The sequence below is a fragment of the Pseudomonas azadiae genome (assembly GCF_019145355.1).
GTDB classification, from domain to species: domain Bacteria; phylum Pseudomonadota; class Gammaproteobacteria; order Pseudomonadales; family Pseudomonadaceae; genus Aquipseudomonas; species Aquipseudomonas azadiae.
Map to the genome: position 1 here is coordinate 1,357,964 of NZ_JAHSTY010000001.1, position 21,802 is coordinate 1,379,765.

21 protein-coding genes are annotated in these 21,802 nt (G+C 60.4%); 6 read left to right on the forward strand and 15 right to left on the reverse strand.

The window, feature by feature from the left end; genetic code table 11:
- Window positions 1–2: 2 nt before the first annotated feature.
- The 6 genes from KVG91_RS06100 to KVG91_RS06125 form a co-directional block, all read right to left on the reverse strand.
- Window positions 3–593 (reverse strand): nucleotidyltransferase family protein, encoded by a 591-nt coding sequence (locus KVG91_RS06100; RefSeq protein WP_169374729.1) that lies wholly within the window; start codon window positions 591–593, stop codon window positions 3–5.
- Window positions 590–1,576: an XdhC family protein gene (locus tag KVG91_RS06105; protein WP_169374730.1), complete on the reverse strand. Its 987-nt coding sequence runs from the start codon at window positions 1,574–1,576 to the stop codon at window positions 590–592. Before KVG91_RS06105 ends, KVG91_RS06100 begins: the two co-directional genes overlap by 4 nt.
- A 140-nt stretch (window positions 1,577–1,716) precedes the next feature.
- Window positions 1,717–3,048, reverse strand: coding sequence for a dicarboxylate/amino acid:cation symporter (locus KVG91_RS06110; RefSeq protein ID WP_169374731.1), 1,332 nt, complete (start codon window positions 3,046–3,048; stop codon window positions 1,717–1,719).
- A gap of 437 nt (window positions 3,049–3,485) precedes the next feature.
- The gene (locus tag KVG91_RS06115; RefSeq protein ID WP_169374732.1) at window positions 3,486–4,832 is read right to left on the reverse strand and encodes an ATP-binding protein; all 1,347 of its coding nucleotides are present in this window, start codon (window positions 4,830–4,832) and stop codon (window positions 3,486–3,488) included.
- Window positions 4,829–5,506, reverse strand: a complete 678-nt coding sequence (locus KVG91_RS06120) for a response regulator (protein ID WP_169374733.1) — start codon at window positions 5,504–5,506, stop codon at window positions 4,829–4,831. The genes KVG91_RS06115 and KVG91_RS06120 overlap by 4 nt, the downstream gene beginning before the upstream one ends.
- A gap of 18 nt (window positions 5,507–5,524) precedes the next feature.
- Entirely contained in the window at window positions 5,525–5,833 is a 309-nt protein-coding gene (locus tag KVG91_RS06125) for a hypothetical protein (protein ID WP_169374734.1), read from the reverse strand.
- 127 nt (window positions 5,834–5,960) lie between these two features.
- On the opposite strand from KVG91_RS06125, the gene KVG91_RS06130 reads away from it, so the two are divergent.
- Window positions 5,961–6,677 (forward strand): 4'-phosphopantetheinyl transferase family protein, encoded by a 717-nt coding sequence (locus KVG91_RS06130; RefSeq protein WP_169374735.1) that lies wholly within the window; start codon window positions 5,961–5,963, stop codon window positions 6,675–6,677.
- Window positions 6,678–6,758: 81 nt separating this feature from the next.
- Here KVG91_RS06130 and KVG91_RS06135 read toward each other — a convergent pair whose 3' ends face one another.
- Both KVG91_RS06135 and KVG91_RS06140 read right to left on the reverse strand, forming a co-directional pair.
- Window positions 6,759–8,369: an ATP-binding protein gene (locus tag KVG91_RS06135; RefSeq protein WP_169374736.1), complete on the reverse strand. Its 1,611-nt coding sequence runs from the start codon at window positions 8,367–8,369 to the stop codon at window positions 6,759–6,761.
- Window positions 8,366–9,091: a response regulator gene (locus KVG91_RS06140; RefSeq protein ID WP_169374737.1), complete on the reverse strand. Its 726-nt coding sequence runs from the start codon at window positions 9,089–9,091 to the stop codon at window positions 8,366–8,368. Before KVG91_RS06140 ends, KVG91_RS06135 begins: the two co-directional genes overlap by 4 nt.
- 680 nt (window positions 9,092–9,771) lie before the next feature.
- Between KVG91_RS06140 and KVG91_RS06145 the strand changes: the two genes are divergently transcribed.
- Window positions 9,772–12,669, forward strand: coding sequence for a ribonucleoside-diphosphate reductase subunit alpha (locus tag KVG91_RS06145; protein WP_169378089.1), 2,898 nt, complete (start codon window positions 9,772–9,774; stop codon window positions 12,667–12,669).
- Window positions 12,670–12,764: 95 nt separating this feature from the next.
- Here the strand turns inward: KVG91_RS06145 and KVG91_RS06150 are convergent, their stop codons facing one another.
- The 7 genes from KVG91_RS06150 to KVG91_RS06180 form a co-directional block, all read right to left on the reverse strand.
- Entirely contained in the window at window positions 12,765–13,826 is a 1,062-nt protein-coding gene (locus KVG91_RS06150; RefSeq protein WP_225926952.1) for a hypothetical protein, read from the reverse strand.
- A 172-nt stretch (window positions 13,827–13,998) separates the two neighbouring features.
- Complete coding sequence (gene flgE / locus KVG91_RS06155) at window positions 13,999–15,306, reverse strand: flagellar hook protein FlgE (RefSeq protein WP_169378091.1); 1,308 nt, start codon at window positions 15,304–15,306, stop codon at window positions 13,999–14,001.
- Window positions 15,307–15,337: 31 nt separating this feature from the next.
- Entirely contained in the window at window positions 15,338–16,063 is a 726-nt protein-coding gene (gene flgD, locus KVG91_RS06160) for a flagellar hook assembly protein FlgD (RefSeq protein WP_169378092.1), read from the reverse strand.
- A gap of 16 nt (window positions 16,064–16,079) precedes the next feature.
- Complete coding sequence (gene flgC / locus KVG91_RS06165) at window positions 16,080–16,523, reverse strand: flagellar basal body rod protein FlgC (RefSeq protein ID WP_169378093.1); 444 nt, start codon at window positions 16,521–16,523, stop codon at window positions 16,080–16,082.
- A 3-nt stretch (window positions 16,524–16,526) separates the two neighbouring features.
- Window positions 16,527–16,934 carry a flagellar basal body rod protein FlgB gene (flgB, locus tag KVG91_RS06170; RefSeq protein WP_049711905.1) on the reverse strand — a complete coding sequence of 136 codons (408 nt, stop codon included), beginning with the start codon at window positions 16,932–16,934 and terminating at the stop codon, window positions 16,527–16,529.
- A 350-nt stretch (window positions 16,935–17,284) separates the two neighbouring features.
- Entirely contained in the window at window positions 17,285–18,112 is an 828-nt protein-coding gene (cheR, locus tag KVG91_RS06175) for a protein-glutamate O-methyltransferase CheR (protein ID WP_169378095.1), read from the reverse strand.
- A gap of 45 nt (window positions 18,113–18,157) precedes the next feature.
- Window positions 18,158–19,090, reverse strand: coding sequence for a chemotaxis protein CheV (locus KVG91_RS06180; protein WP_169378096.1), 933 nt, complete (start codon window positions 19,088–19,090; stop codon window positions 18,158–18,160).
- Window positions 19,091–19,171: 81 nt separating this feature from the next.
- Between KVG91_RS06180 and flgA the strand changes: the two genes are divergently transcribed.
- The 4 genes from flgA (at window position 19,172) to KVG91_RS06200 (ending at window position 21,764) form a co-directional block, all read left to right on the forward strand.
- Window positions 19,172–19,936 carry a flagellar basal body P-ring formation chaperone FlgA gene (gene flgA, locus KVG91_RS06185; RefSeq protein WP_169378097.1) on the forward strand — a complete coding sequence of 255 codons (765 nt, stop codon included), beginning with the start codon at window positions 19,172–19,174 and terminating at the stop codon, window positions 19,934–19,936.
- 141 nt (window positions 19,937–20,077) lie between these two features.
- The gene (gene flgM / locus KVG91_RS06190) at window positions 20,078–20,398 is read left to right on the forward strand and encodes a flagellar biosynthesis anti-sigma factor FlgM (RefSeq protein ID WP_169378098.1); all 321 of its coding nucleotides are present in this window, start codon (window positions 20,078–20,080) and stop codon (window positions 20,396–20,398) included.
- A 48-nt stretch (window positions 20,399–20,446) separates the two neighbouring features.
- Window positions 20,447–20,917: a flagella synthesis protein FlgN gene (locus KVG91_RS06195; protein WP_169378099.1), complete on the forward strand. Its 471-nt coding sequence runs from the start codon at window positions 20,447–20,449 to the stop codon at window positions 20,915–20,917.
- Window positions 20,918–21,014: 97 nt separating this feature from the next.
- Window positions 21,015–21,764 carry a flagellar brake protein gene (locus tag KVG91_RS06200; protein WP_169378100.1) on the forward strand — a complete coding sequence of 250 codons (750 nt, stop codon included), beginning with the start codon at window positions 21,015–21,017 and terminating at the stop codon, window positions 21,762–21,764.
- Window positions 21,765–21,802: the final 38 nt, after the last annotated feature.

Consider the following 21,802-nt stretch of genomic DNA (forward strand, 5'->3'; position numbering starts at 1 on the left):
ACTTAGACAGGGGCGAAATTCAAGGAACGGGGCAAATCGACATCCCAAAGCACGCCGGGGTCGTTCACCTGCACCTGCGTCACCGCAGCCTTGGCAAACAGAGGCCTGGCCCCACGATCCCCGGTCAACCCCATCAAGCCCGACCCAAACGCACGACCAAACGCCACAGGATGACCATACCGACCCTCCTGCACCGGTACGCTGATGCCACCGTCCTCCAGCCCATCGATCACCCGCTCAATGCTCGATGGCTGAATAAACGGCATATCCCCCAGCACGACCAGCCAACCGTCCGCAGAGCCGCTGGCGGCCACCGCTGCCGCAATACTCTCGCCCAAACCGGCCGAGCGCAGCAGCAGCACTTCGCAGCCATACGCCTTGGCCAATCGAATGACTTCCGTTCGCTCCGGTGATGTCACCACCCAACGCCTTGCGATGCGCACCGGCAGGTTCACCAGCACCTGCTCGATCACCGGCCGAATCATGCCATCCAGGCCGGCACAATCAGCCAACAATTTATCCCGATCTGCCCCCGCTGCGGCGCGGAAACGACTGCCCTGCCCCGCCGCCAGCACAATCGCCGTCACCGTCACTCGGCCACCACCGGCAACGGTTTCTTCTGCATCGGCGCCACGCCGTTCTTGATCGCGACAATTTCCGCCATCAGCGACAGTGCGATTTCCGACGGGGTGTGGCTGCCGATATGCAAACCGATCGGCCCGTGCAGACGCGCAATCGCCTGCGCCGACAGCCCCAGTTCCGCCAGGTTTTCCCGGCGTTTCTGGCTGTTGACCCTGGAACCGAGGGCGCCGATGTAGAAAGCGCTGGAATTCAGCGCCGTCAGCAGTGCCATATCGTCCAGGCGCGGATCATGGGTGAGGCAGACAATGGCCGTGCGCTCATCGGTCTGGATGTTCAGCACGGCTTCATCGGGCATGCCCGGCACAAAACGGCCGTGCTGTTCCTCCCAGCCGTACACAAACTCTTCGCGTGGGTCGCAGATCAGCACTTCGAAATCCAGCAAGCGCGCCATTTCGGCCACGTAGCGCGACAACTGCCCGGCGCCGATCAGCAGCAGGCGCCAGCGTGGGCCGTAGATCGCGCGCAACCGCGCGCCATCAAAGGTCACCGCATCGGTCTTGCTCGCGCTGCTCAAGGTGACTTGGCCGCTGGCCAGGTCCAGCTCACGCGCGACGATCTGATGATCTTCACAACGCGCCAGCAACTCCGTGACCCACGCCCATTCATCCACGCGCTCTTCGGTCAGGCGCAGCGTACCGCCACACGGCAGGCCAAAACGCGCAGCTTCATCACGGGTGACGCCGTAGGTCACCAACTGCACCGGCGGCCCGTCTTCGGGCAAGCGGCCATCCTGCAGCCGCGCGATCAAGTCATCTTCGATGCAACCACCCGACACCGAGCCAATCACCACCCCGTCGCCCCGCAACGCCAGCATTGCCCCCGGTGGGCGCGGCGCGCTGCCCCAGGTCTGCACCACGCTGTACAACACCACGCGATGTCCGGCGCGGCGCCATTCAAGCACGCTACGCAGGACATTCAGATCCACACTGTCCACACAACCTCCCGCAAGCGTTTGAACCGATTCACTCACTGTAAAACAAAAGCCACTGATGTGACGCGCCAGAAACGCAAACGCCCCGAACCAGTCGGGGCGTTTGTGCGTTGCTGCCGGCGTTAGTTCACGCCGTCTGCCGCTTATTTGACGGCAGGTGCCGGGCCTTCGGCCACGCCCAGGTCATCGATTTCGCGGGTTTCCGAAATACCGGTACCGCCGGACGCCAGTTCGCTTTGCAGCTTGTCGGTGTCCAGTTCCTTGACCCACTTGGCCACAACGATAGTGGCAACGGCGTTGCCTACCAGGTTGGTCAGTGCGCGGGCTTCGGACATGAAGCGGTCGATACCCAGGATCAGCGCCAGGCCGGCAACCGGCAAGTGGCCGACGGCCGACAGGGTCGCAGCCAGTACGATGAAACCACTGCCGGTCACACCCGCAGCGCCTTTGGAGGACAGCAGCAGCACCAGCAGCAGGGTAATCTGGTGGGTGATGTCCATGTGGGTGTCGGTCGCCTGGGCGATGAACACGGCAGCCATGGTCAGGTAGATCGACGTACCGTCAAGGTTGAACGAGTAGCCAGTCGGGATCACCAGGCCAACCACGGATTTCTTCGCGCCCAGACGCTCCATCTTGATCAGCATGCGTGGCAGTGCCGACTCGGAAGACGAAGTACCCAGCACGATCAGCAGCTCTTCACGGATGTAGCGGATCAGCTTGATCACGCTGAAGCCGTGGGCGCGGCAGATACCGCCCAGCACCACCAGCACGAACAGCAGGCAAGTGATGTAGAAGCAGATCATCAACTGGCCCAGTTGCACCAGCGAGCCTACGCCGTAGGCACCGATGGTGAACGCCATGGCACCCAGGGCACCGATTGGCGCGAGCTTCATGATCATGTTGATGATGTTGAACATCACGTGGGCGAAGCGATCGATGAAGTCCAGCACCGGCTTGCCGTAGGCACCCAGGCGATGCAGGGCGAAACCGAAGATCACCGAAAACATCAGCACTTGCAGGATGTCGCCGTTGGCGAAGGCGCCGACGATGGTGTTCGGGATGACGTTGAGGATAAAGCCGACGATGCTCTGGTCTTTACCGGCCGTGACGTAGGCCGCCACTTTGGAAGCGTCCAGGGTCGCTACGTCGATGTGCATGCCGGCGCCCGGTTGCACGACGTTGACCACGATCAGGCCGATCAGCAGCGCAATGGTGGAAACGATCTCGAAGTACAGCAGCGCGTAGCCGCCGGTCTTGCCGACCGACTTCATGCTTTGCATGCCAGCGATGCCGCTGACGACGGTGCAGAAGATGATCGGGGCGATGACCATTTTGATCAGTTTGATGAACCCGTCACCCAATGGCTTGAGGGCCACGCCGGTCTGCGGGTAGAAGTGACCGAGCAAAATACCGATAACGATTGCAACGATCACCTGGAAGTACAGGGATTTGTAGAATGGCTGACGAGTCGTCATTGCAAAGTTCCTCAATCGTCCCGTGTGGCAAATATCCGCCATTGCCCACGACACTTGAATTGCGAACCCTCCTGCACTGGAGGGATTTGTTGTTTGCGAAACCTGTAGCACCAGGCCTGCGCTGTAGTACTTATCGCAAACGCCGTGCCACTTTGCTGAAAAAGGTTGGAGGCCTTTAGACATTAGGGCTTGGACCGTTCATGCCCTCTCTCCAGCGCCGATTCAAGTGGCGGTTTTCCGCCGGACTGTCCGATCCCGTCCTACAATTTGGCGGATATCCGCCTTGTGAGCCTATCGGGGAGGTGTGCCGCTTCTACTGACGCTTTCGCGAGCAAGCCCGCTCCCACATTTGGAATGTATTCACAATTTAAGTGTGGGAACCCGGTCAAATGTGGGAGCGGGCTTGCTCGCGAAGAGGCCTGCACCGCCAATGGAGATCACAAGGCCGGAAAATGAATCTTGAACGCCGCCCCGCCCAAGGGCGAATCCACCAAGGTCAGCCGCGCGCCGTAGCTTTCAATGATGTCCTTGACCACCGCCAACCCGATCCCCTGCCCCGGATGCTGGCGGTCCAGCCGTTCGCCGCGTTGCAGGATCCGCGCACGCTGGTCCGGCGGCACACCCGGACCATCATCTTCTATACACAACTCGCTGCCCTCCTCGCTCTCCACCAGGCTGATGCGCACCTCGCTCAAGCACAAGCGATAGGCGTTCTCCAGCAGGTTGCCGAGCAATTCGAGCAAGGCGCCCTTCTCGATGGGCACGTCGCAGTCTTCCGGCAGCTCGTAGGACACCGTAACGCGCTTGTCGCGGTAGACCTTGTCCAGCGTGTCGCACAGGCTTTTCAGCACCGGGGCCAGACGCACCTGGTGGCGCACCAGGCCGCTTTTGCGCAAGCTGGCGCGTTGCAACTGGTAGCTGATCTGCTGGCTCATGCGCTCGATCTGTGACTGCAGCACCCAAGCCTGGTCGCGGTCTTCCGGGCGCTGGGCCATGTCTTCGCTCACGCCTTGCAATACCGCCAGCGGGGTTTTCAGGCTGTGGGCCAGGTCGTCGAGGGAGTCGCGGTAACGCGCGCGCTGTTCACGCTCGCTGTGCAGCAGGCGGTTGAGGGAGCCGGTGAGGCGCAGCAGTTCGCGGGGGTGTTGTTCGGAGAGGCTCTCGCGGGTGCCGCCTTCGATCTGGTCGAGTTCCTGGCTCAGCCGGCGCAGGGCTTGCAAGCCCCAGGTCAGGCCCAGCCAGAGCAAAGTCAGCAATACCAGCAACGCTGCGCCGAAGCCCAGGTAGAGGTTTTCGCGCAGGCCTTCGAGGGTCAGCTGGTATTCGCGCACCGGTTGCAGGGCCACGATACTGAACGCCGCGCTCTTGCCGCCCAGCAGCCTGACCTCGACGTCATACACGAAGAATTCCTGGCCATCGGCCTCGCGGATCCGCGCAAACTCATTGCCGCGCCCGTCATAGCGCGGCTTGTAATTGATGTTCTCTTCCTTGGTCGCCCGCGAGCGCCATACCAGGTGGCCTTCCCGGTCGTAGATGTAACCGAGCAGACGGCTGTCGGTGAGGTTGAAACGTTCGTCCGGCAACTGCGCAGGCATCTGCAGGTGGTTGTTCTCCACCCGTGCGGCGGAAATCAGGGTGGTGACGTCCGACGCCAGGCGCTGCTCGATGGAGTCCTGCAACGCCAGGCTGAACGCTCCCTGCATGGCCGGTAACAAACCCAGCATGAACAGCACGGCCAGGGTGGCGGCCGCCAGCATCAAGCGCACGCGTAGCGAGCGAATCAACGGCAGCGCTCATTGAACAGGTAGCCCAGGCCACGCACGGTGTCGATCGGCTTGAACCCGGCCGGGCCTTCCAGCTTGCGGCGCAGGCGGCCGACCAGGACTTCGATGACATTCGGATCGCGCTCGTCGTCATCGGGGTAGAGCTGTTCCATCAAGCGGTCCTTGGGGACCACCTGCTGGTGATGGCGCATCAGGTATTCGAGGATGCGGTATTCATAGGCCGTCAACGCCAGCGGCTGTTCGTCCAGAGAAGCCTGCTTGCGGTTGAGGTCCAGCAACAAGGGCCCGGCGACAATGGTTGATTGAGTAAAACCACTGGAGCGGCGCAGCAAGGCGTTCATCCGCGCCTCCAGCTCTTCGAACTGGAACGGCTTGACCACGTAATCGTCGGCGCCGGCGGCCAGGCCCTCGACCTTGTCCTGCCAGTTGCCCCGCGCCGTGAGGATCAGGATCGGGAAAGTCTTGGCCTGGGTGCGCAGCTGGCGGATCAGGTCAAGGCCGCCCATGCCGGGCAGGCCCAGGTCGATGATCGCCAGGTCGTGGTTGAACTGGCCGGTCTGGTACAGCGCCTCTTCGGCATTGGCCACGGCTTCGACCACATGCCCGCTGTCGGTCAGGCGGGTAAACAGGTGATGGCGCAGCAGCGCCTCATCTTCCACCACCAGCAATTTCATAAGGCTCTCCAAAGCAAATCAACTGTCCGACAGAGGGATATCATAGCGGCCCTGCAGCGCTTGCGGGCGCAGTTTAATGCCATTGAACCGGCCGCTCAGGCGCTCATAGCCGGCGCGGTAACCCGGCTGCGGGGTTGCCAGGCCCAGGGACTGGCCCCAGGGCGTCGCTTGGCTGCCAACGTCCTCAAAGCTCACACGCTGGATCAGGCTACTGGTTCTCCTGGTTTTCTCCCTGCCGAACTCGGCGAACCCACCCTCCGCAGCCTGAGCTCCGGCGGTGGCACTGAGCAGGGTCAAGGCCAGTATCAGCTTTTTGATCGCAGTCATGGTGTGTTACCTCATACGCGTTTTGGCTGTTGCAATCAGCCTACGCAAACAGCCCTGAACTGCCCCTGAACAAGCGCCGAACCGCTGCGGGCTATCCGCAGGCGCCTCAACTCGGCAAAATACCCCCATGAATCCCCTACCCGCTTGCTGCACCCCGCTTGACGCCCAATGGCCGCTGCCCGAACCCTTGCCGGGCACGGTGTTTTTCAGCACGCGTTTTGATCCTGCCTTATTAGCGGCGGATGATTTTCAGCGCAGTGCGGTGCCGCCGCCGGCCAGCATCCAACGTTCGGTGGCCAAGCGCCAGGCCGAGTTCCTGGCCGGCCGACTCTGCGCGCGCGCTGCGCTGCAACAGCTCGATCATCTCGACTGCATCCCCGCCATCGGCGAAGACCGTGCGCCGGTGTGGCCTGCGCCTATCAGTGGCTCGATCACCCACAGCACCGGGCATGCCGCGGCGATTGTCGGGCACAAGGCGCAATGGCGCGGGCTGGGGATGGACCTGGAAAATGTGCTGTCACTGGAGCGGGCCGAGCGCCTGGCCGGGGAAATTCTGACGGCCGTGGAATTGCAGCGCATGGGCACGCTGGACCGCGAGCAGATCGCTTTGTTGGTGACGCTGACGTTTTCGGCCAAGGAAAGCCTGTTCAAGGCGCTGTATCCGATCGTGGGCAAGCGCTTTTACTTTGAGCATGCCGAGGTGTTGGAGTGGTCAGAGGCCGGGCATATAAGGCTGCGGTTACTGACAGACCTGTCGGATGAGTGGTGCCATGGCAAGGAACTGGCTGGGCAGTTTGCGGTGGATGAGGGTCAGTTGTTGAGCCTGGTGGCTGTCGGCGCCTGATAGATCGCTATCGCAGGCAAGCCAGCTCCCACATTGGAATGCATTTCAAATGTGGGAGCGGGCTTGCTCGCGAAAGCGGTATCAGGGTTTGCCCTGATCCCTGGGCCAGCTCAGGCTGAAGCACGCCCCACCCAGATTATTGCTCTTGCCGATCAGCGCCCGCCCGCCGTGCCAGTAGATGATCCGCCGCACGATCGACAACCCCAGGCCATGCCCACCCGAGGCGCGCGTGCGGCTGTCGTCCAGGCGCAGGAACGGCGTGAAGATGCGCTCCCAGGCGCTTTCCGGCACGCCCGGGCCGTCGTCTTCCACATCGATGCGGCAACGCACCTGGCCCACCTGATAACTGATCAAGACCTGCCCCTGGGCGTGGCGCATGGCATTGCTCACCAGGTTCTGCAGGGCACGGTGCAGGTAACGCGGCTCGGCGTCGACCCAGGCGTCATCCCAATGCGCCGAAGACAGGCAGATACCACGGGCCACCTTGATCTGCGCACGCAGTGGCGATAATTCGCCGATCACTTGATCAAGCAAGGCATTGAGGTCGACCCGCTGGAAATTCAGCGCCGGCGAGCCTTGTTCCAGGCGCGCGTAAGTGAGCATTTCGTCGACCAGGCCATCGAGGTCCTGGATATCGCTGTCCATGCCTTCCAGGTATTTACGCCGCGCCTCGGCGGTGGTGGCATCGCCGACCATCTCCAGGCCGAAACGCAGGCGCGCCACCGGAGTGCGCAGTTCGTGGGACACCGCGCGCACCAGTTCGCGCTGGATCGCCAGCAGCTGCTGCAAGTGCTCGGCCATGCCATTGAACGCTGCGGCCAGGCGCCCTACCGAGTCGGCGCCGCGAGCCGCTACGCGAACTTCCAGGTTGCCCTGGGCGATGCGGGTGGCGGCGGCTTCCAGGCCCTTCAAACGGCGCTCCAGCTGACGCACCAACAGATAGACGATCAAACCGATCAGGGTCAACCCGATCAAGGCGATCAGGATCAGCCAGTGCGCCGGGTAAGGGTTCATCTGATACAGCGGACCGATTTCCAGCACCCACGGCGTACCGACCATCCCGGCAAACACCCGGATCGAATCGCCGCCCTTGCCAAGGGCCATTACCGTATCGCCTTCCGATACACGACGGCGCTGGTCTTCGTCCATATCGGCCTGGTCGAGGGTCATCAGGTGCATGTCGAAGCCAAACCCCTTGGCTTCTTTTATATCCGCCAGGCGCTGTGGCTGCTCGGCCACCGGGAAGCGCACCAGTTCATCGGCGAGCAAATAGATCGTCGCGCGCGCCAGTTGCTCGCTGATCTGCTGCACTTCGCCTTCGAGCACAAGCTGCTCCTGGCCACCGACCCAGCGCAATACCCGCGCAGCGTGAGGGCCGGTCTGCTCCACCAGCACCTGGCCGCGTTGCAGGCGATTGCGCTGGCTCAGGTCCAGCGGCGTATCGGCGAGGGCGCGCAATGCCAGCGGAATTCCCAGCAACCGCTCCCACACCGCCAGGGCGCGTTGGCGTTCGATGGCGCTCATGGGTTGCAAGTTGTCGCCCATGAGGGCAAAGGTGCCGTGGGCCAGGCGTTCGCGGTATTGGCCGCTGCGCACTTCGTTGAGCAGGTGCAACGCCAGCACGCCGAGCAGCGCCACGAGGATCAACGCGGCGCACATGCCGCCGTAGATGCGCAGGAAAATCGAGTTCACAGTGGCATGTCGGCGCAGGCTTCGGGCACGAACAGGTAGCCTTTGCTGCGAATGGTCTTGATCAGGCGCGGGTGGATAGGATCGTCGCCGATTTTCGGGCGAATCCGGGAGATGCGCACGTCGATGGAGCGGTCCTGGCCGTCGTAGCCGATGCCGCGCAGGGCGATGAAGATTTCTTCGCGGGAAAGGATGCGCCCGGCATTCGCCACCAGCAGCCACAGCAGGTCGAATTCGGCGCTGGTCAGTTCGATACCGGCAGCGTTCAGCCAGGCTTCGCGCAGGGCGTTGTCCACCACCAAGGGGCCGAACTGCAGGCGGCGCTGATTTTCCACGACTACCGGTTCCACCGGTTCGCTGCGTCGCAGCAAGGCCTGGATGCGCGCCAGCAGCAAACGCGGGCGCACGGGTTTGCACACGTAGTCGTCGGCGCCCATGTCCAGGCCCAGCACCTGGTCCATGTCGTCGGTGCGCGCGGTGAGCATCAGGATCACACCGTCATAGCGCTTGCGCACTTTGCGGCAAATGCTCAGGCCGTCTTCGCCGGGCAGCATCAGGTCGAGGATCACCAGGTCCGGCTGCTCGGCGATGATGCGCGCCGCCGCCAACGCGCCGTCGCCTTCCACCGAGACCCGCAGACCGTGGCTTTGCAGGTATTCGCGGGTCAGTTCGGCCAGTCGCTCGTCATCTTCGACGATCAGGATTTGCCAGGCTTCTTGCTCCATGCGCTACCTCATTGTTATTGGAAAATGGTCAGGCCGGCGCAGTTTCAAATGTGGGAGCGGGCTTGCTCGCGAAAGCGGTGGATCAGTTAGCACACCTATAACTGACACACCGCTTTCGCGAGCAAGCCCGCTCCCACATTAGATCTCCACCGGCCATACCCTGATTGTCATGTTTTGAGGGCATAACAGTGGCTGATTGTAGCCATGCTCCAAGCCTCAAACACAAGCCGGGAAATGCATTCGGTGAACGCGTTTTTTTGTGATAGGGTTCGCGCCCTTCGAAAATGACCAGGTTGTTTTGAGCCCGAAACATTTAATGACAAACGGTGCAATCCAGCAGCAATGCGGCCTACACGCCCATTCGACCTTTCTTACACATTTTACCCACAGCGTTATCCACAGGTTACTGCGTTGCTAACCCCTCGAAAACGCATTATCTTGTACCTCGGCTCTTCAAGAGACCCTACATGTAGGGTTTTTGATGCAAGCGCCCAACCACACAAGCAGCTCGAAATTCAAGCGTTTTATTGCTAGCGCAGCGTTGAACCAAACGATTTTCAGTAGACCCAACCGCTCACGCGGATGGCAGCTGTTTTTCATCCAAGACATGGAAAACGGTACGGGTGTTGCAGGAAAGCCTGGCACTCGCAATCAAATATAGAACGTGGAGACAACCCCCCATGCAAACCGACACAACTCGCGAGAACCCGCAAGGCTCCGTGCCGCAGGCCGCTGATTCGAACCAGGATCTGGCCGCCACCGCACCTGGCCAACTGCGCGTGATCAAGCGTAACGGCACTGTCGTTCCTTACACCGATGACAAAATTACCGTCGCTATCACCAAAGCGTTTCTTGCAGTTGAAGGCGGCACCGCTGCCGCTTCGTCGCGCATCCACGACACCGTCGCGCGCCTGACCGAACAGGTCACCGCGACCTTCAAACGTCGCATGCCTTCGGGCGGCACCATCCACATCGAAGAAATCCAGGACCAGGTCGAACTGGCCCTGATGCGTGCCGGCGAACAGAAAGTCGCCCGCGACTACGTGATCTACCGTGATTCGCGCGCCAAGGAGCGTGCCGTACGCACTCCAGCCGAAGAGGCTGCCGTACAGGCGCACCCGTCGATCCGCATCACCCTGGCCGACGGCAGCTTCGCGCCGCTGGACCTGGGCCGTCTGAACACCATCATCACCGAGGCCTGCGAAGGCCTGGAAGAAGTCGACGGCGACCTGATCCAGCGCGAAACCCTGAAGAACCTGTACGACGGCGTGGCCCTGACCGACGTCAACACCGCCCTGGTGATGACCGCCCGTACCCTGGTTGAACGCGAGCCGAACTACTCGTTCGTGACCGCGCGCCTGCTGATGGACACCCTGCGTGCCGAAGGCCTGGGCTTCCTGGGCGTGGCCGACAGCGCCACCCACCACGAGATGGCCGACCTGTACGCCAAGGCCCTGCCGGCCTACATCGCCAAGGGTATCGAATTCGAATTGCTGAACCCGATCCTGGCCACCTTCGACCTGGAAAAACTCGGCAAGGCGATCAACCACGAGCGCGACCAGCAGTTCACCTACCTGGGCCTGCAGACCCTGTACGACCGTTACTTCATCCACAAGGACGGTATCCGCTTCGAACTGCCGCAAGTGTTCTTCATGCGCGTGGCCATGGGCCTGGCGATTGAAGAGAAGCACAAGGAAGACCGCGCGATCGAGTTCTACAACCTGTTGTCGTCCTTCGACTACATGTCGTCGACCCCCACCCTGTTCAACGCCGGCACCCTGCGTCCACAGCTGTCGAGCTGCTACCTGACCACCGTGCCGGATGACCTGTCGGGCATCTACCACGCGATCCACGACAACGCCATGTTGTCCAAATTCGCCGGCGGCCTGGGCAACGACTGGACCCCGGTGCGTGCACTGGGTTCGTACATCAAGGGCACCAATGGTAAATCCCAGGGCGTTGTGCCGTTCCTGAAAGTGGTGAACGACACCGCCGTTGCCGTGAACCAGGGTGGCAAGCGCAAAGGCGCTGTGTGTGCCTACCTGGAAACCTGGCACATGGACATTGAAGAGTTCATCGAGCTGCGCAAGAACACCGGTGATGACCGTCGTCGTACCCACGACATGAACACCGCCAACTGGATCCCTGACCTGTTCATGAAGCGCGTCTTCGATGACGGCCAGTGGACCCTGTTCTCGCCGTCCGAAGTACCGGACCTGCACGACCTGACCGGCAAGGCCTTCGAAGAACGCTACGAGTACTACGAAGCCCTGGCCCAGTACCCTGGCAAGATCAAGCTGTTCAAGACCATCCAGGCCAAAGACCTGTGGCGCAAGATGCTGTCGATGCTGTTCGAAACCGGCCACCCATGGCTGACCTTCAAGGACCCGTGCAACCTGCGCAGCCCGCAGCAGCACGTGGGCGTGGTCCACAGCTCGAACCTGTGCACCGAGATCACCTTGAACACCAACAAGGACGAGATCGCCGTCTGCAACCTGGGCTCGATCAACCTGCCGAACCACATCGTCGACGGCAAGCTGGACACCGTGAAGCTTGCGCGCACCGTCAACACCGCCGTGCGCATGCTCGATAACGTCATCGACATCAACTACTACTCGGTGCCACAGGCGCAGAACTCCAACTTCAAGCACCGCCCGGTCGGCCTGGGCATCATGGGCTTCCAGGACGCGTTGTACCTCCAGCACATTCCTTACGGTTCGGATGCGGCGGTCGAGTTCGCCGACAAGTCCATGGAAGCGGTCAGCTACTACGCGATCCAGGCTTCCTGCGACCTGGCCGACGAGCGCGGCGCCTACGAGACGTTCCAGGGCTCGCTGTGGTCCAAGGGCATCCTGCCGCTGGACTCGCAACAGATCCTGATCGAACAGCGTGGCCAGAAGTACATCGACGTTGACCTGAACGAGTCCCTGGACTGGGCGCCGGTACGTGCCCGTGTGCAAAAAGGTATTCGTAACTCCAACATCATGGCCATCGCACCGACCGCGACCATCGCCAACATCACCGGCGTATCGCAGTCGATCGAACCGACCTACCAGAACCTGTATGTGAAATCGAACCTGTCGGGCGAATTCACCGTGATCAACCCGTACCTGGTTCGCGACCTCAAGGCCCGCGGCCTGTGGGACTCGGTCATGATCAACGACCTGAAGTACTACGACGGTTCGGTGCAGCAGATCGAGCGCATCCCGCAAGAGCTCAAGGAGCTCTACGCGACCGCCTTCGAAGTGGACACCAAATGGATCGTTGACGCCGCCAGCCGTCGTCAGAAGTGGATCGACCAGGCGCAGTCGCTGAACCTCTACATCGCCGGCGCTTCGGGCAAGAAGCTCGACGTGACCTACCGCATGGCCTGGTACCGTGGCCTGAAAACCACCTACTACCTCCGTGCCCTGGCCGCGACCAGCACCGAGAAGTCGACCATCAACACCGGCAAGCTGAATGCGGTGTCCAGCGGCGGCAACCACGGTGATGATTCGGTACTCGCTGCTCCAGCCGGCCCGGCCCCCGTGCCAAAGGCCTGCGCCATCGATGAGCCGGATTGCGAAGCTTGCCAATAAGCTGAGCCGGTTGCGGGTTTGATTACCCGGAGCTGAAAACCCCGATAGACCCTGGATACAGTTGGGTTTATCGGGGTTTTCTTTTTGCCGGCGATTTAAACAAATACCGTCACGATACCCGGCCTTGGAGCGCCACCGCGCTCACCCCACAACTCCACCTGATTGCCAATCACCGCCATGGAATGGCCGCTGTACTCCACGGTGCCCACCTTCCCCGCCGCCAGGTCGCTATGGCTGCCTTGCCGGTAGTGGTTTTTCAAGCCCAATCGATGCAACCCCTCACGCGTGTGCTCCCCGTCGTTCAAGCTCTTCAATGCATCCATGAAACTTCTCTGGGCATTGCTATCGTTTTCGCGAGGACCACCGGAGTTACCCTCTATCTGAGCCCGCTTGGCACTCGCGGCGTACATGAAGTTGGCGTCCGTCATCATCTGCGGATCATCCCCCTTGAAGCGCGCTTCCCGGGCGGCGAGCTGCAATTCGCCCTTGGACAGATACAGCTTGAAGCCATCGCGCATGGTCACGTCATAGCCATCCCCGCGCTCCTTGACTTCCTTGAAGACGTCGGTTGGTTTCTGGCCAAAATGCATCATCGCGGCCTTTATCGAAGACACCGTGACGCAGTTGCCATCCGGCCCCTGACTGAAGCCGCTCCAGATATTGTCGGGTTTTTTCCCCGGATTGCTGTTGTCAGGTTTGTAGTTGAAGTACCTGGCCCCCTCCGTAATGGGCTTGTTGCTCATGGATTCCCGAGGGCCAAAATCACTGCGCGGCATGCTCGGGCCACCACCACCACCACCACCACCTGGCGGGACTGAGGGCGGTCCGGGTGGCGTCTCGTCTTCTTCAGGAAACAATGCCTTCAGCAGGCGCCTGAGGAACTCAAGAAGCCCTTCATTCGCCTCATCGATCAGCTTGTTAAGGATTTCCTTGAATTTTGCGTCGCCCAATTGCTCGCGCAGCGCGTGCAATTTATCGCGCGTGTCTTGAACCGTTTGGGTCTTGCCTGCTTGCTGCGCATCAAACAGTTCGTTGAGCAACTTTTTGACCGCGGTCGCTTTGGCAACGGGCGTGACCGGTGTCGACGCCCATTGTCCCGCACCTGACACAGGCGTTGCGCGTGCGCCACCTGATCCGAACATCCCAACACTCGACATATCTGGCCCCTTGATTGGCGAACCTCTCAGGTTCTGGTCCGATCAGTGGCAAGACAGAGGCTGGGCGTTCCTTGGCAGGCAATTCAGCGCATAACCTTATGGGTCGCCGGTTGTTTTCTTACGCGCACAAAAAACCCCTCTTACGAGGGGTTTCTTGTGGAGCGCCGATGCATCACGTCATCTGGATGATGGTCTGCATGATGGTGCTCTGGGTGGAGATGGTCTTGGCGTTCGCCTGGTAGTTGCTCTGGGCCTTGATCAGGTCCACCAACTCGTTGGTCAGGTTGACGTTGGAGTTCTCCAGGGAGTTGGCCACGATCGAGCCCAGGGTCCCGGCTTGCGGGGTGTCGTAACCCGGCTGGCCCGAGGCGAAGGTCTCTCTCCAGGCGGTGCCGCCCGATGGCTGCAGGCCTTGCTCGTTGTTGAAGCTGGCCAGGGAGATCTGGCCGATGGCCTTGCTCTGCTGGTTGCTGAACGTTGCGAACAGTACACCGCTGCCGTCAATTTTCAGGCCGGTGATCTGGCCGGTGGCGTAGCCATCGGTGACCGGTGGGTTGCGGTAGCTGGCCGAATTGTACTGGGTGATATTGGACATGTTGACGGCAATACCACCTGGGTTGGCAGCAGCGCCGTTGTCTGTCCAAACCCCGTTGACCATGGCACCCGGCTTCCAGTCAGCGATGGTCAGCGTGGTGTTGGAGACGGTAGCCGGCGGCGTTGTGATCGTCGAAAGCGTGCCTGCGGTATCAAATGTCAGCAGCTTTCCTACAGGCGGCGTGGCGGCCAGCGTCGATCCATCCGGGTTGCGCCCGTCGATCGTGGTGTAGGACATCCACTTGTTGGAATCGGTCTTCACCATGTACTGGACCATCGAGTGCGCGTTGCCCTGGGTATCGTACAACGTGGTGCTGTATTGCGTGGTAAAGGTGCTGGTGTCGGACGGGTCGAACGGCTTGGTGGTCTGGTTGATCGCCGGTTCCGAAGAGTTCAGGTTGCTGGTGGAATCCACTTTGCTGGACGCCTTCGGCGGCAGATTCGACAGATTCAGTTGCAGGTCGACGAGGCCGCCCTTGGTGACCTTGCCGTTCTCATCCGCCGCATAACCTTGCAAGCGCGAGGTCCCGGTGTTGTTGGTGATGTAGCCGTCCTTGTCGGCACGGAAAGCACCACTGCGGGTGTATTCCAGCGAACCGTCACTGCCCTTCTGCACGAAGAAGCCGCCGCCCTGGATCGCCATGTCCAACACGCCGCCACTGCCGTTCACGTCACCTTGGGTGAACTGCTGGGACACGGCCGCCAGGTTCACACCGTTGCCGATGCTGTTCTGGCCGGTGCCCAATTTGGAGGCGGCGTAGATGTCGGCGAATTCCGCGCGGGACGACTTGAAGCCAGTGGTCGCGACGTTGGCAATGTTGTTGCCGGTCACGTCCAGTTGTTTGTTGGCCGCATAGAGGCCGCTAAGGCCGATGTTAAAAGACATGTTTCTCTCCCTCTGCCGTCGTTAGCCGGCTCTATGTACCGATAGTCTGAATTTGCGACAGCTTGACGCTGCCCATGCCGCCTGCAAGGTTCAGCAGCATTTCGCCGCCGGTCTTGCTCAGGGTCACGCTCGTTACCGTCGCCGGCAGCGAAGTGGCCAGGGCAACGGCGTCGCCCTTGTCGTTCTTGGTAGTGGCCGTGAAGGTGTAGGTGCCCGCGGGAGCGACCTCGCCCTTTTCGTTCTTACCGTCCCAGATAAAGTCGGAAGTGCCCGCGCTCTGGGCGCCCGTATCGATGGTGCGCACCACGTTGCCATCTTTGTCGGTGATCTTGATGGACACGTTGCCCGTCGCCGCCGTGACGGCTACCGAGCCGGTCATGCTCTTGCTGGTATCGACCAGCGCCTTGTCGGTCTGGGTGATGATCGAACGTCCTACCAACGACGACGCCTGCAGCGCTTGCGAAGAACTGAAGTTGCTCGAGATGTTATTCACCGAGTCGTTCAGGGTGTTGATGCCTTCCAGGCTGCTGAACTGCGCCAGCTGGGCCACGAACGCGCCGTTGTCTTGCGGCGAGAGCGGGTTCTGGTTTTTCAGTTGGGTCACGAGCAGTTGCAGGAACGCGTCCTTGCCCAGCGACTGGCTGCCCGTCGCCGTCTTGGCTGCGTCGCCGACACTGCTGTTGTCCGTTGCAGTCTTGACCTTATTGTTAAAGAGGTCCTGAACTGCCGTGTTGTTTGAGGTATCAACGATGGCCATTATTTGGCGCCCCTTATCACTGACCCAGGGTCAGGACCTTCTGCATCATGGTTTTGGCGGTGTTCATCATTTCCGCGTTGGTCTGGAACGAGCGGCTGGCGGAAATCATGTCGGCCATTTCCTCGACCACGTTGACGTTGGGGTAGTAGACGTACCCCTTTTCGTTCGCGGCGGGATGGTTGGGCTCGTAGCGGGCTTCGAGGTTGCTCTGGTCTTCAACCACACCGAGCACTTGCACGCCGGAGCCTGCGGCGCCCTGGTCCTGGAACAGCGAATCGCCGCCGCCGTTCTGGCCGCCCTGGAACATGGTGGCGAACACCGGGTGCCGGGCGCGGTAGGTCTGGTCAATGCTCGAAGACACGGTCTCGGCGTTGGCGATGTTACTGGCGACGGTGTTCAAGCGCGTGGTCTGCGCGCTCATGCCACTGCCGGCAATATTGAAAACACTGGACAGGGACATGGTTTATTCTCCACGCAGGGCTGACATCAGCCCTTTGAATTTGCTGTTGAGCAGGGTAAAGCTGGCCTGAAAGTTCACCGAGTTCTCGGCGTAGGCCGATTGCTCCAGCTGGGCGTCGACGGTGTTCTGGTCGATCGACGGCTGCATCGGCGTGCGATACAGCAGCGACTCGTCACCATTGCTCAGGCCTTGCGCTTCGATATGACGGTTGTTGGTCATGTTCAAGGCGAAGGTGCCGTTCTTGGTCTTGTCCTGCTGTGCGGCAAGCACGGCGGAGAAGTCCAGATCCCGAGCCTTGTAGTTCGGGGTGTCGGCGTTGGCAATGTTGTTGGCCAGGACTTCGGCACGCTGGGCGCGGAAGCCCAGGGCTTGTTCGTGGATACCGAGCGCTTTATCGAAGCTGATGCTCATGGCGGAAACCTTTAGGCTGACCTGCTATTCGTTACAAGGGGTATAGCAAGGCGCATGCCAATTCTCGGGAGGCCCGTATTCCGGGGCTTTGCGGGGAGGTTGCCGGCGGCGATGCCAGAAAAGCGGCAAGGGCTTTCCGCGTGGCGCCAGTAAAGCGGCAATTGAGAGTTGCCGCTTCAGGAAGGATTGCCGCAAACAAATGTGGGAGCGGAGCTATGTGGGAGCTGGCTTGCCTGCGATAGTGTCACCTCGGTGTAACTGAAAAACCGAGGTGTCTGCATCGCAGGCAAGCGAGCTCCCACACAAGCCCGCTCCCACATTTTTGACCTGCGAATTACTTGACCTACGAATTACTTGGCCTGGTAGATGATCCCAGGGCTGCACTGCACCATCTGGTAATGGTCCGGCAAACCGTTCAGCGCTTCGGAAGCACCGAGGAACAGGTAACCGCCGCGCTTGAGCGTGCCGTGGATGCGCAGCAGGATGTCTTTCTTCACCTCGGCCGAGAAGTAGATCAGCACGTTGCGGCAGAACACCATGTCGAACTTGCCCAGGCTGGCGTAGCTGTCGAGCAGGTTGAAGGAGCGAAACTCCACACGGCTCTTGATCGGTGCCTTGACCGCCCAGCGCCCCGCCCCTTTCGGGTCGAAGTAACGCTGCAGGCGCTCTTGGGACAAGCCGCGGCCCAGGGCCAGGCTGTCGTACTCACCGGTCTTGCAATTGGTGAGCATGGTGCCGGACAGGTCGGTGGCGACGATTTGCGCGCCGGCCTTCAACTGGCCCATGTTGGTCCGCTCGAACTCATCGATGGACATGGAAATCGAGTACGGTTCCTGCCCCGAGGAGCAGGCCGCCGACCAGATGCGCAGGCGCTGGCCCGGGCTGGCCTTGATGGCTTCCGGCAGCACTTTGCTCTTGAGCACTTCGAAAGGGTAGGTGTCGCGAAACCATAAGGTTTCGTTGGTGGTCATGGCATCGACCACCATCTCCTTGAGACCGCTGCGTGGCTGGCCCTGGATCCGCTGAACCAATTCGCTGAGGGACTTGATGCCCTGCTGCTCCATCAGTTTATTGAGACGGCTGGAAACCAGGTATTGCTTGTTTTCACCGAGCAATATGCCACAGGCTTTTTCCAGGAAGACCCGGAACTGTTCAAAATCCAAATTACCTGTAGACACTGATACCGCCTCTAAAAAAACGTGTGACCGCGAGGGAAAAAAACCCTAGCTGTGATCTGCTGCCTTGATCCGCTCAACGACCCGGGATGCCAGGTCATCAGGACGGAATTTGGCCAGAAAGTCATCGGCACCGACCTTCTTGACCATCGCCTGGTTGAAGACACCCGACAACGAAGTATGCAGGATGATATGCAATTTTTGCATGCGCGGGTCGCTGCGTATCTCAGCCGTGAGGGTGTAGCCGTCCATTTCAGGCATCTCGATGTCGGAGATCATCATCAAGAATTCTTCTTCGGGCTTCTTGCCTTCGTCGACCAATTTGCGCAGGTAATCCAGCGCCTGGCGACCATCATTGAGGGCCACCACGTCTACGCCGACCGTCTGCAGGCAACGCGTCACCTGCTTACGCGCCACCGAAGAGTCGTCCACCGTCAGTACGCGCAGGGAAATTGCCTTGTGCGCCGTGTCGGCATCGACCACACCGACCGAGATCGTTTCCGACGTCGGTGCCACTTCGGCGAGAATCTTCTCCACGTCGATGATTTCCACCAACTGGTTATCCACCCGCGTTACTGCCGTGAGGTAGTGATCGCGGCCAGTGCCCTTGGGCGGCGGATGGATCTCTTCCCAGTTCATGTTGACGATGCGCTCCACCGAGCGCACCAGGAAACCCTGGGTCTTGGTGTTGTACTCAGTGATGATCACGAACGGGTTCTCGCGGTCCTGCAAACCCGCCGAACCGGTGGCCAGGGCCAAGTCGAGAATCGGGATCGTCGCACCACGGATACTGGCAACGCCACACACCACCGGACTGGACTTGGGCATGATCGTCAGCTTGGGGCATTGCAGCACTTCCCGCACCTTGAATACGTTGATGCCATATAGCTGCTTGCCATCGAGGCGAAAAAGCAACAACTCCAGGCGATTCTGCCCTACCAGCTGTGTGCGCTGGTTTACTGAATCCATTACTCCTGCCATGCCCAGACTCCTACGCTAAAACCTTTGGGGGTGCGACGCGCACCCAACACGAAACGGCACGAGCTTTGCTATTTACTGATCATGGATATTAAAACGACGGTTTCCCGACGCCCCACCCTGACACGGTTCTGCAGATGCCTCTGCGTACCGCTGGCGCTGCTCGCCTTGGGCCTGGGCGCCACGGCCCGCGCTGATAACGTCACACTGCCTGATGTACTTATCGGCGTCACTCAGGGCTTTCTTGAGTTCACTGTAGAAGATTATCTGGCGACCACACAGACGCCGGGACGTTATGAAATCCAGGTCAACCAGTTGGACCCCCGCCTGCGCATGCCAATGTGCGACAAGGAATTGACAGCCACCCTGGAAAGTCCGGCCCAGCCCATCGGCCGCGTGACGGTCAAGGTGCGCTGCGAAGGCGCCTCGCCCTGGACCGTGTTCGTGCCGGCCCAGGTCAAGTTGTTCCGCGATGTGGTGGTGGTTGCCCGCCCGCTCAAGCGCACCGGCATCATCGGTTTTGAGGACGTCGTGCTGCGCGAACGGGACATCAGCATGATCAGCCAGGGCTACCTGACCTCCGTCGATCAGGCCGTCGGGCAGAAACTGACCCGACCAGTGGTCACCGATCAGGTGATTACCCTGGTGCATCTTGAGCAGGCCGAGGTGATTCGCAAGGGTGACCAGGTGGTGATTTCCGCCAGCAGTGGCGGGTTGAACGTAAAAATGCCGGGGGAAGCGCTGGCCAACGGTGGCATGAGCGAGCAGATCCGGGTCAAGAACCTCAACTCAAACCGCGTGATCAAGGCGCGGGTCACAGCCCCAGGGCAAGTGGAGGTCGCTTTATAGACCACTGGTACGGGACGCCCGCATTTCCTACACTGTGCACGAGAAGTCCCGTGTGGAGATTTATTGTCATTCGCGCCTAAAGTTTGTTTGGGTATGGCCGAAAACATGGCAAGCGTCCAAATACCCAGAGGTTTTTTGATCATGGTCATCGATTTCAGCCGTTTAAATAACACCCCGACGACGTCAGGCACTACGCGTACTACCAGCAAGGAAAACGTAGAAGCCAAGGCCCCGCCACTGCCCGCCAAGGCGGAACAGGCGAGCGCCAGCCAGAGCGGGGAGTCCGTACACCTGAGCAATGAGGCTCAACAGTTGCAGAAGGTCACTGACTCGCTACGCGATCAACCGGTGGTCAATAAAGCCCGTGTGGCCGAATTGAAACAGGCAATCGCCGATGGCAGCTATAAAGTCGACAGCAACCGTGTAGCCAGCAAGCTGCTCAATTTCGAAGCCGAGCGCTAGGCAAAGGCCTGCGCCGGGCTTTTGGACGCTTAAACCCCAAGGCCAGCCATGCATCACGACGAAAATCTGCTTCAACTGATCCTTGATGATCTCGCGCCGACGCAACAGTTGCTCAAGCTGCTCAAGGAAGAATCCCTGGCCCTCTACGGCCGGGACATGCCGCTGCTGGAAGAAATTCTGGCGCGCAAGCAGTCGCTGATTGTCCTGCTGGAACAGCACGGCAAAAAACGCAGCCAGATCCTTATCAGCCTGGGCCTTCCCGCCGACCACGACGGCCTGGCGCAATTGGCCAGCCACTCTTCGGTCGGCGATCAACTGCTCGCCCAGAGTAAAGAACTCAACCAATTGCTCACCCAGTGCCAGGAAGCCAACCTGCTCAACGGTCAGTCGATCCAGCTTCAGCAAGCCACGACCGCCAACCAGTTGCGCATACTTCACGGCGGCGAGCCTCCAGCGCTCTATAACGCTCAGGGTTCCACCTCGCGCCTGGTCAAGCCAAGCACCCGCAGCCAAGCCTGACGCTGGTTTTACAGCTCGGCCTATCCAAGGCGCGCCACATACTGGCAGAATGCCTGCTCTCGCGTGTAGTCGTATTTTGTCTGGAGATGGAAGAACCGTGTTCAACGCCCTTAATGCGGAAGATGCCCCGCAGCCCCCCAAGGTCCTCACCACGCCTCTGGAAATCGCCGGCACCTTGCGGATGCTGCAAGAAAGCCACGACCCGCTGATCATCACCTTCCACGAACGCAGCCAGCGCTTCCAGAGTTACCTGGTGGACGTGGACCGTGACGGCCGCGCGATGATCCTGGATGAAATGGTTCCCCGCGACGGTGAACGCCACCTCGAAAACGGCGAACCCTTTCGCATCGAAGGTTTCCACGACGGCGTGCGTATTGCGTGGGACAGCAATGGCACTCTTACCGTCAGCGAAAAAGACGGCCACCGTGTCTACACCGGCAGCATGCCCGACGAGGTGGTCTACCATCAGCGTCGCAATGCCTTCCGCGCCGCCTTGAAGCTGGCGCAACTGGTCAACATCGAACTGGATGGCGAGAAGCTCCAGGCACCTGTGCGCGGCAAACTCCTGGATATTTCCGCCACCGGTTGCAAACTGCGCTTTGAAGGGGACATCTCCGAGCGCCTGCAGCTGGGCCAGGTCTACGACCGCTTCATGGCCGCCCTGCCCTTTGGCAGCATGACTACCTCGGTCGAACTGCGGTACCTGCACTTCGAAGAAAGGATCAACATTACCTTCGCCGGCGTGCGCTTTCACAACATGAGCGGCCTGGTGCAGCGCCAAGTCGAACGTTTTGTCTACCAGCTGCAACGCGAAGCGCGGCGCTTCGACAAAGACGACGATTTTTAAACCTGAAATCGCGATAAAAAAACGGGCGATTCCTGAAG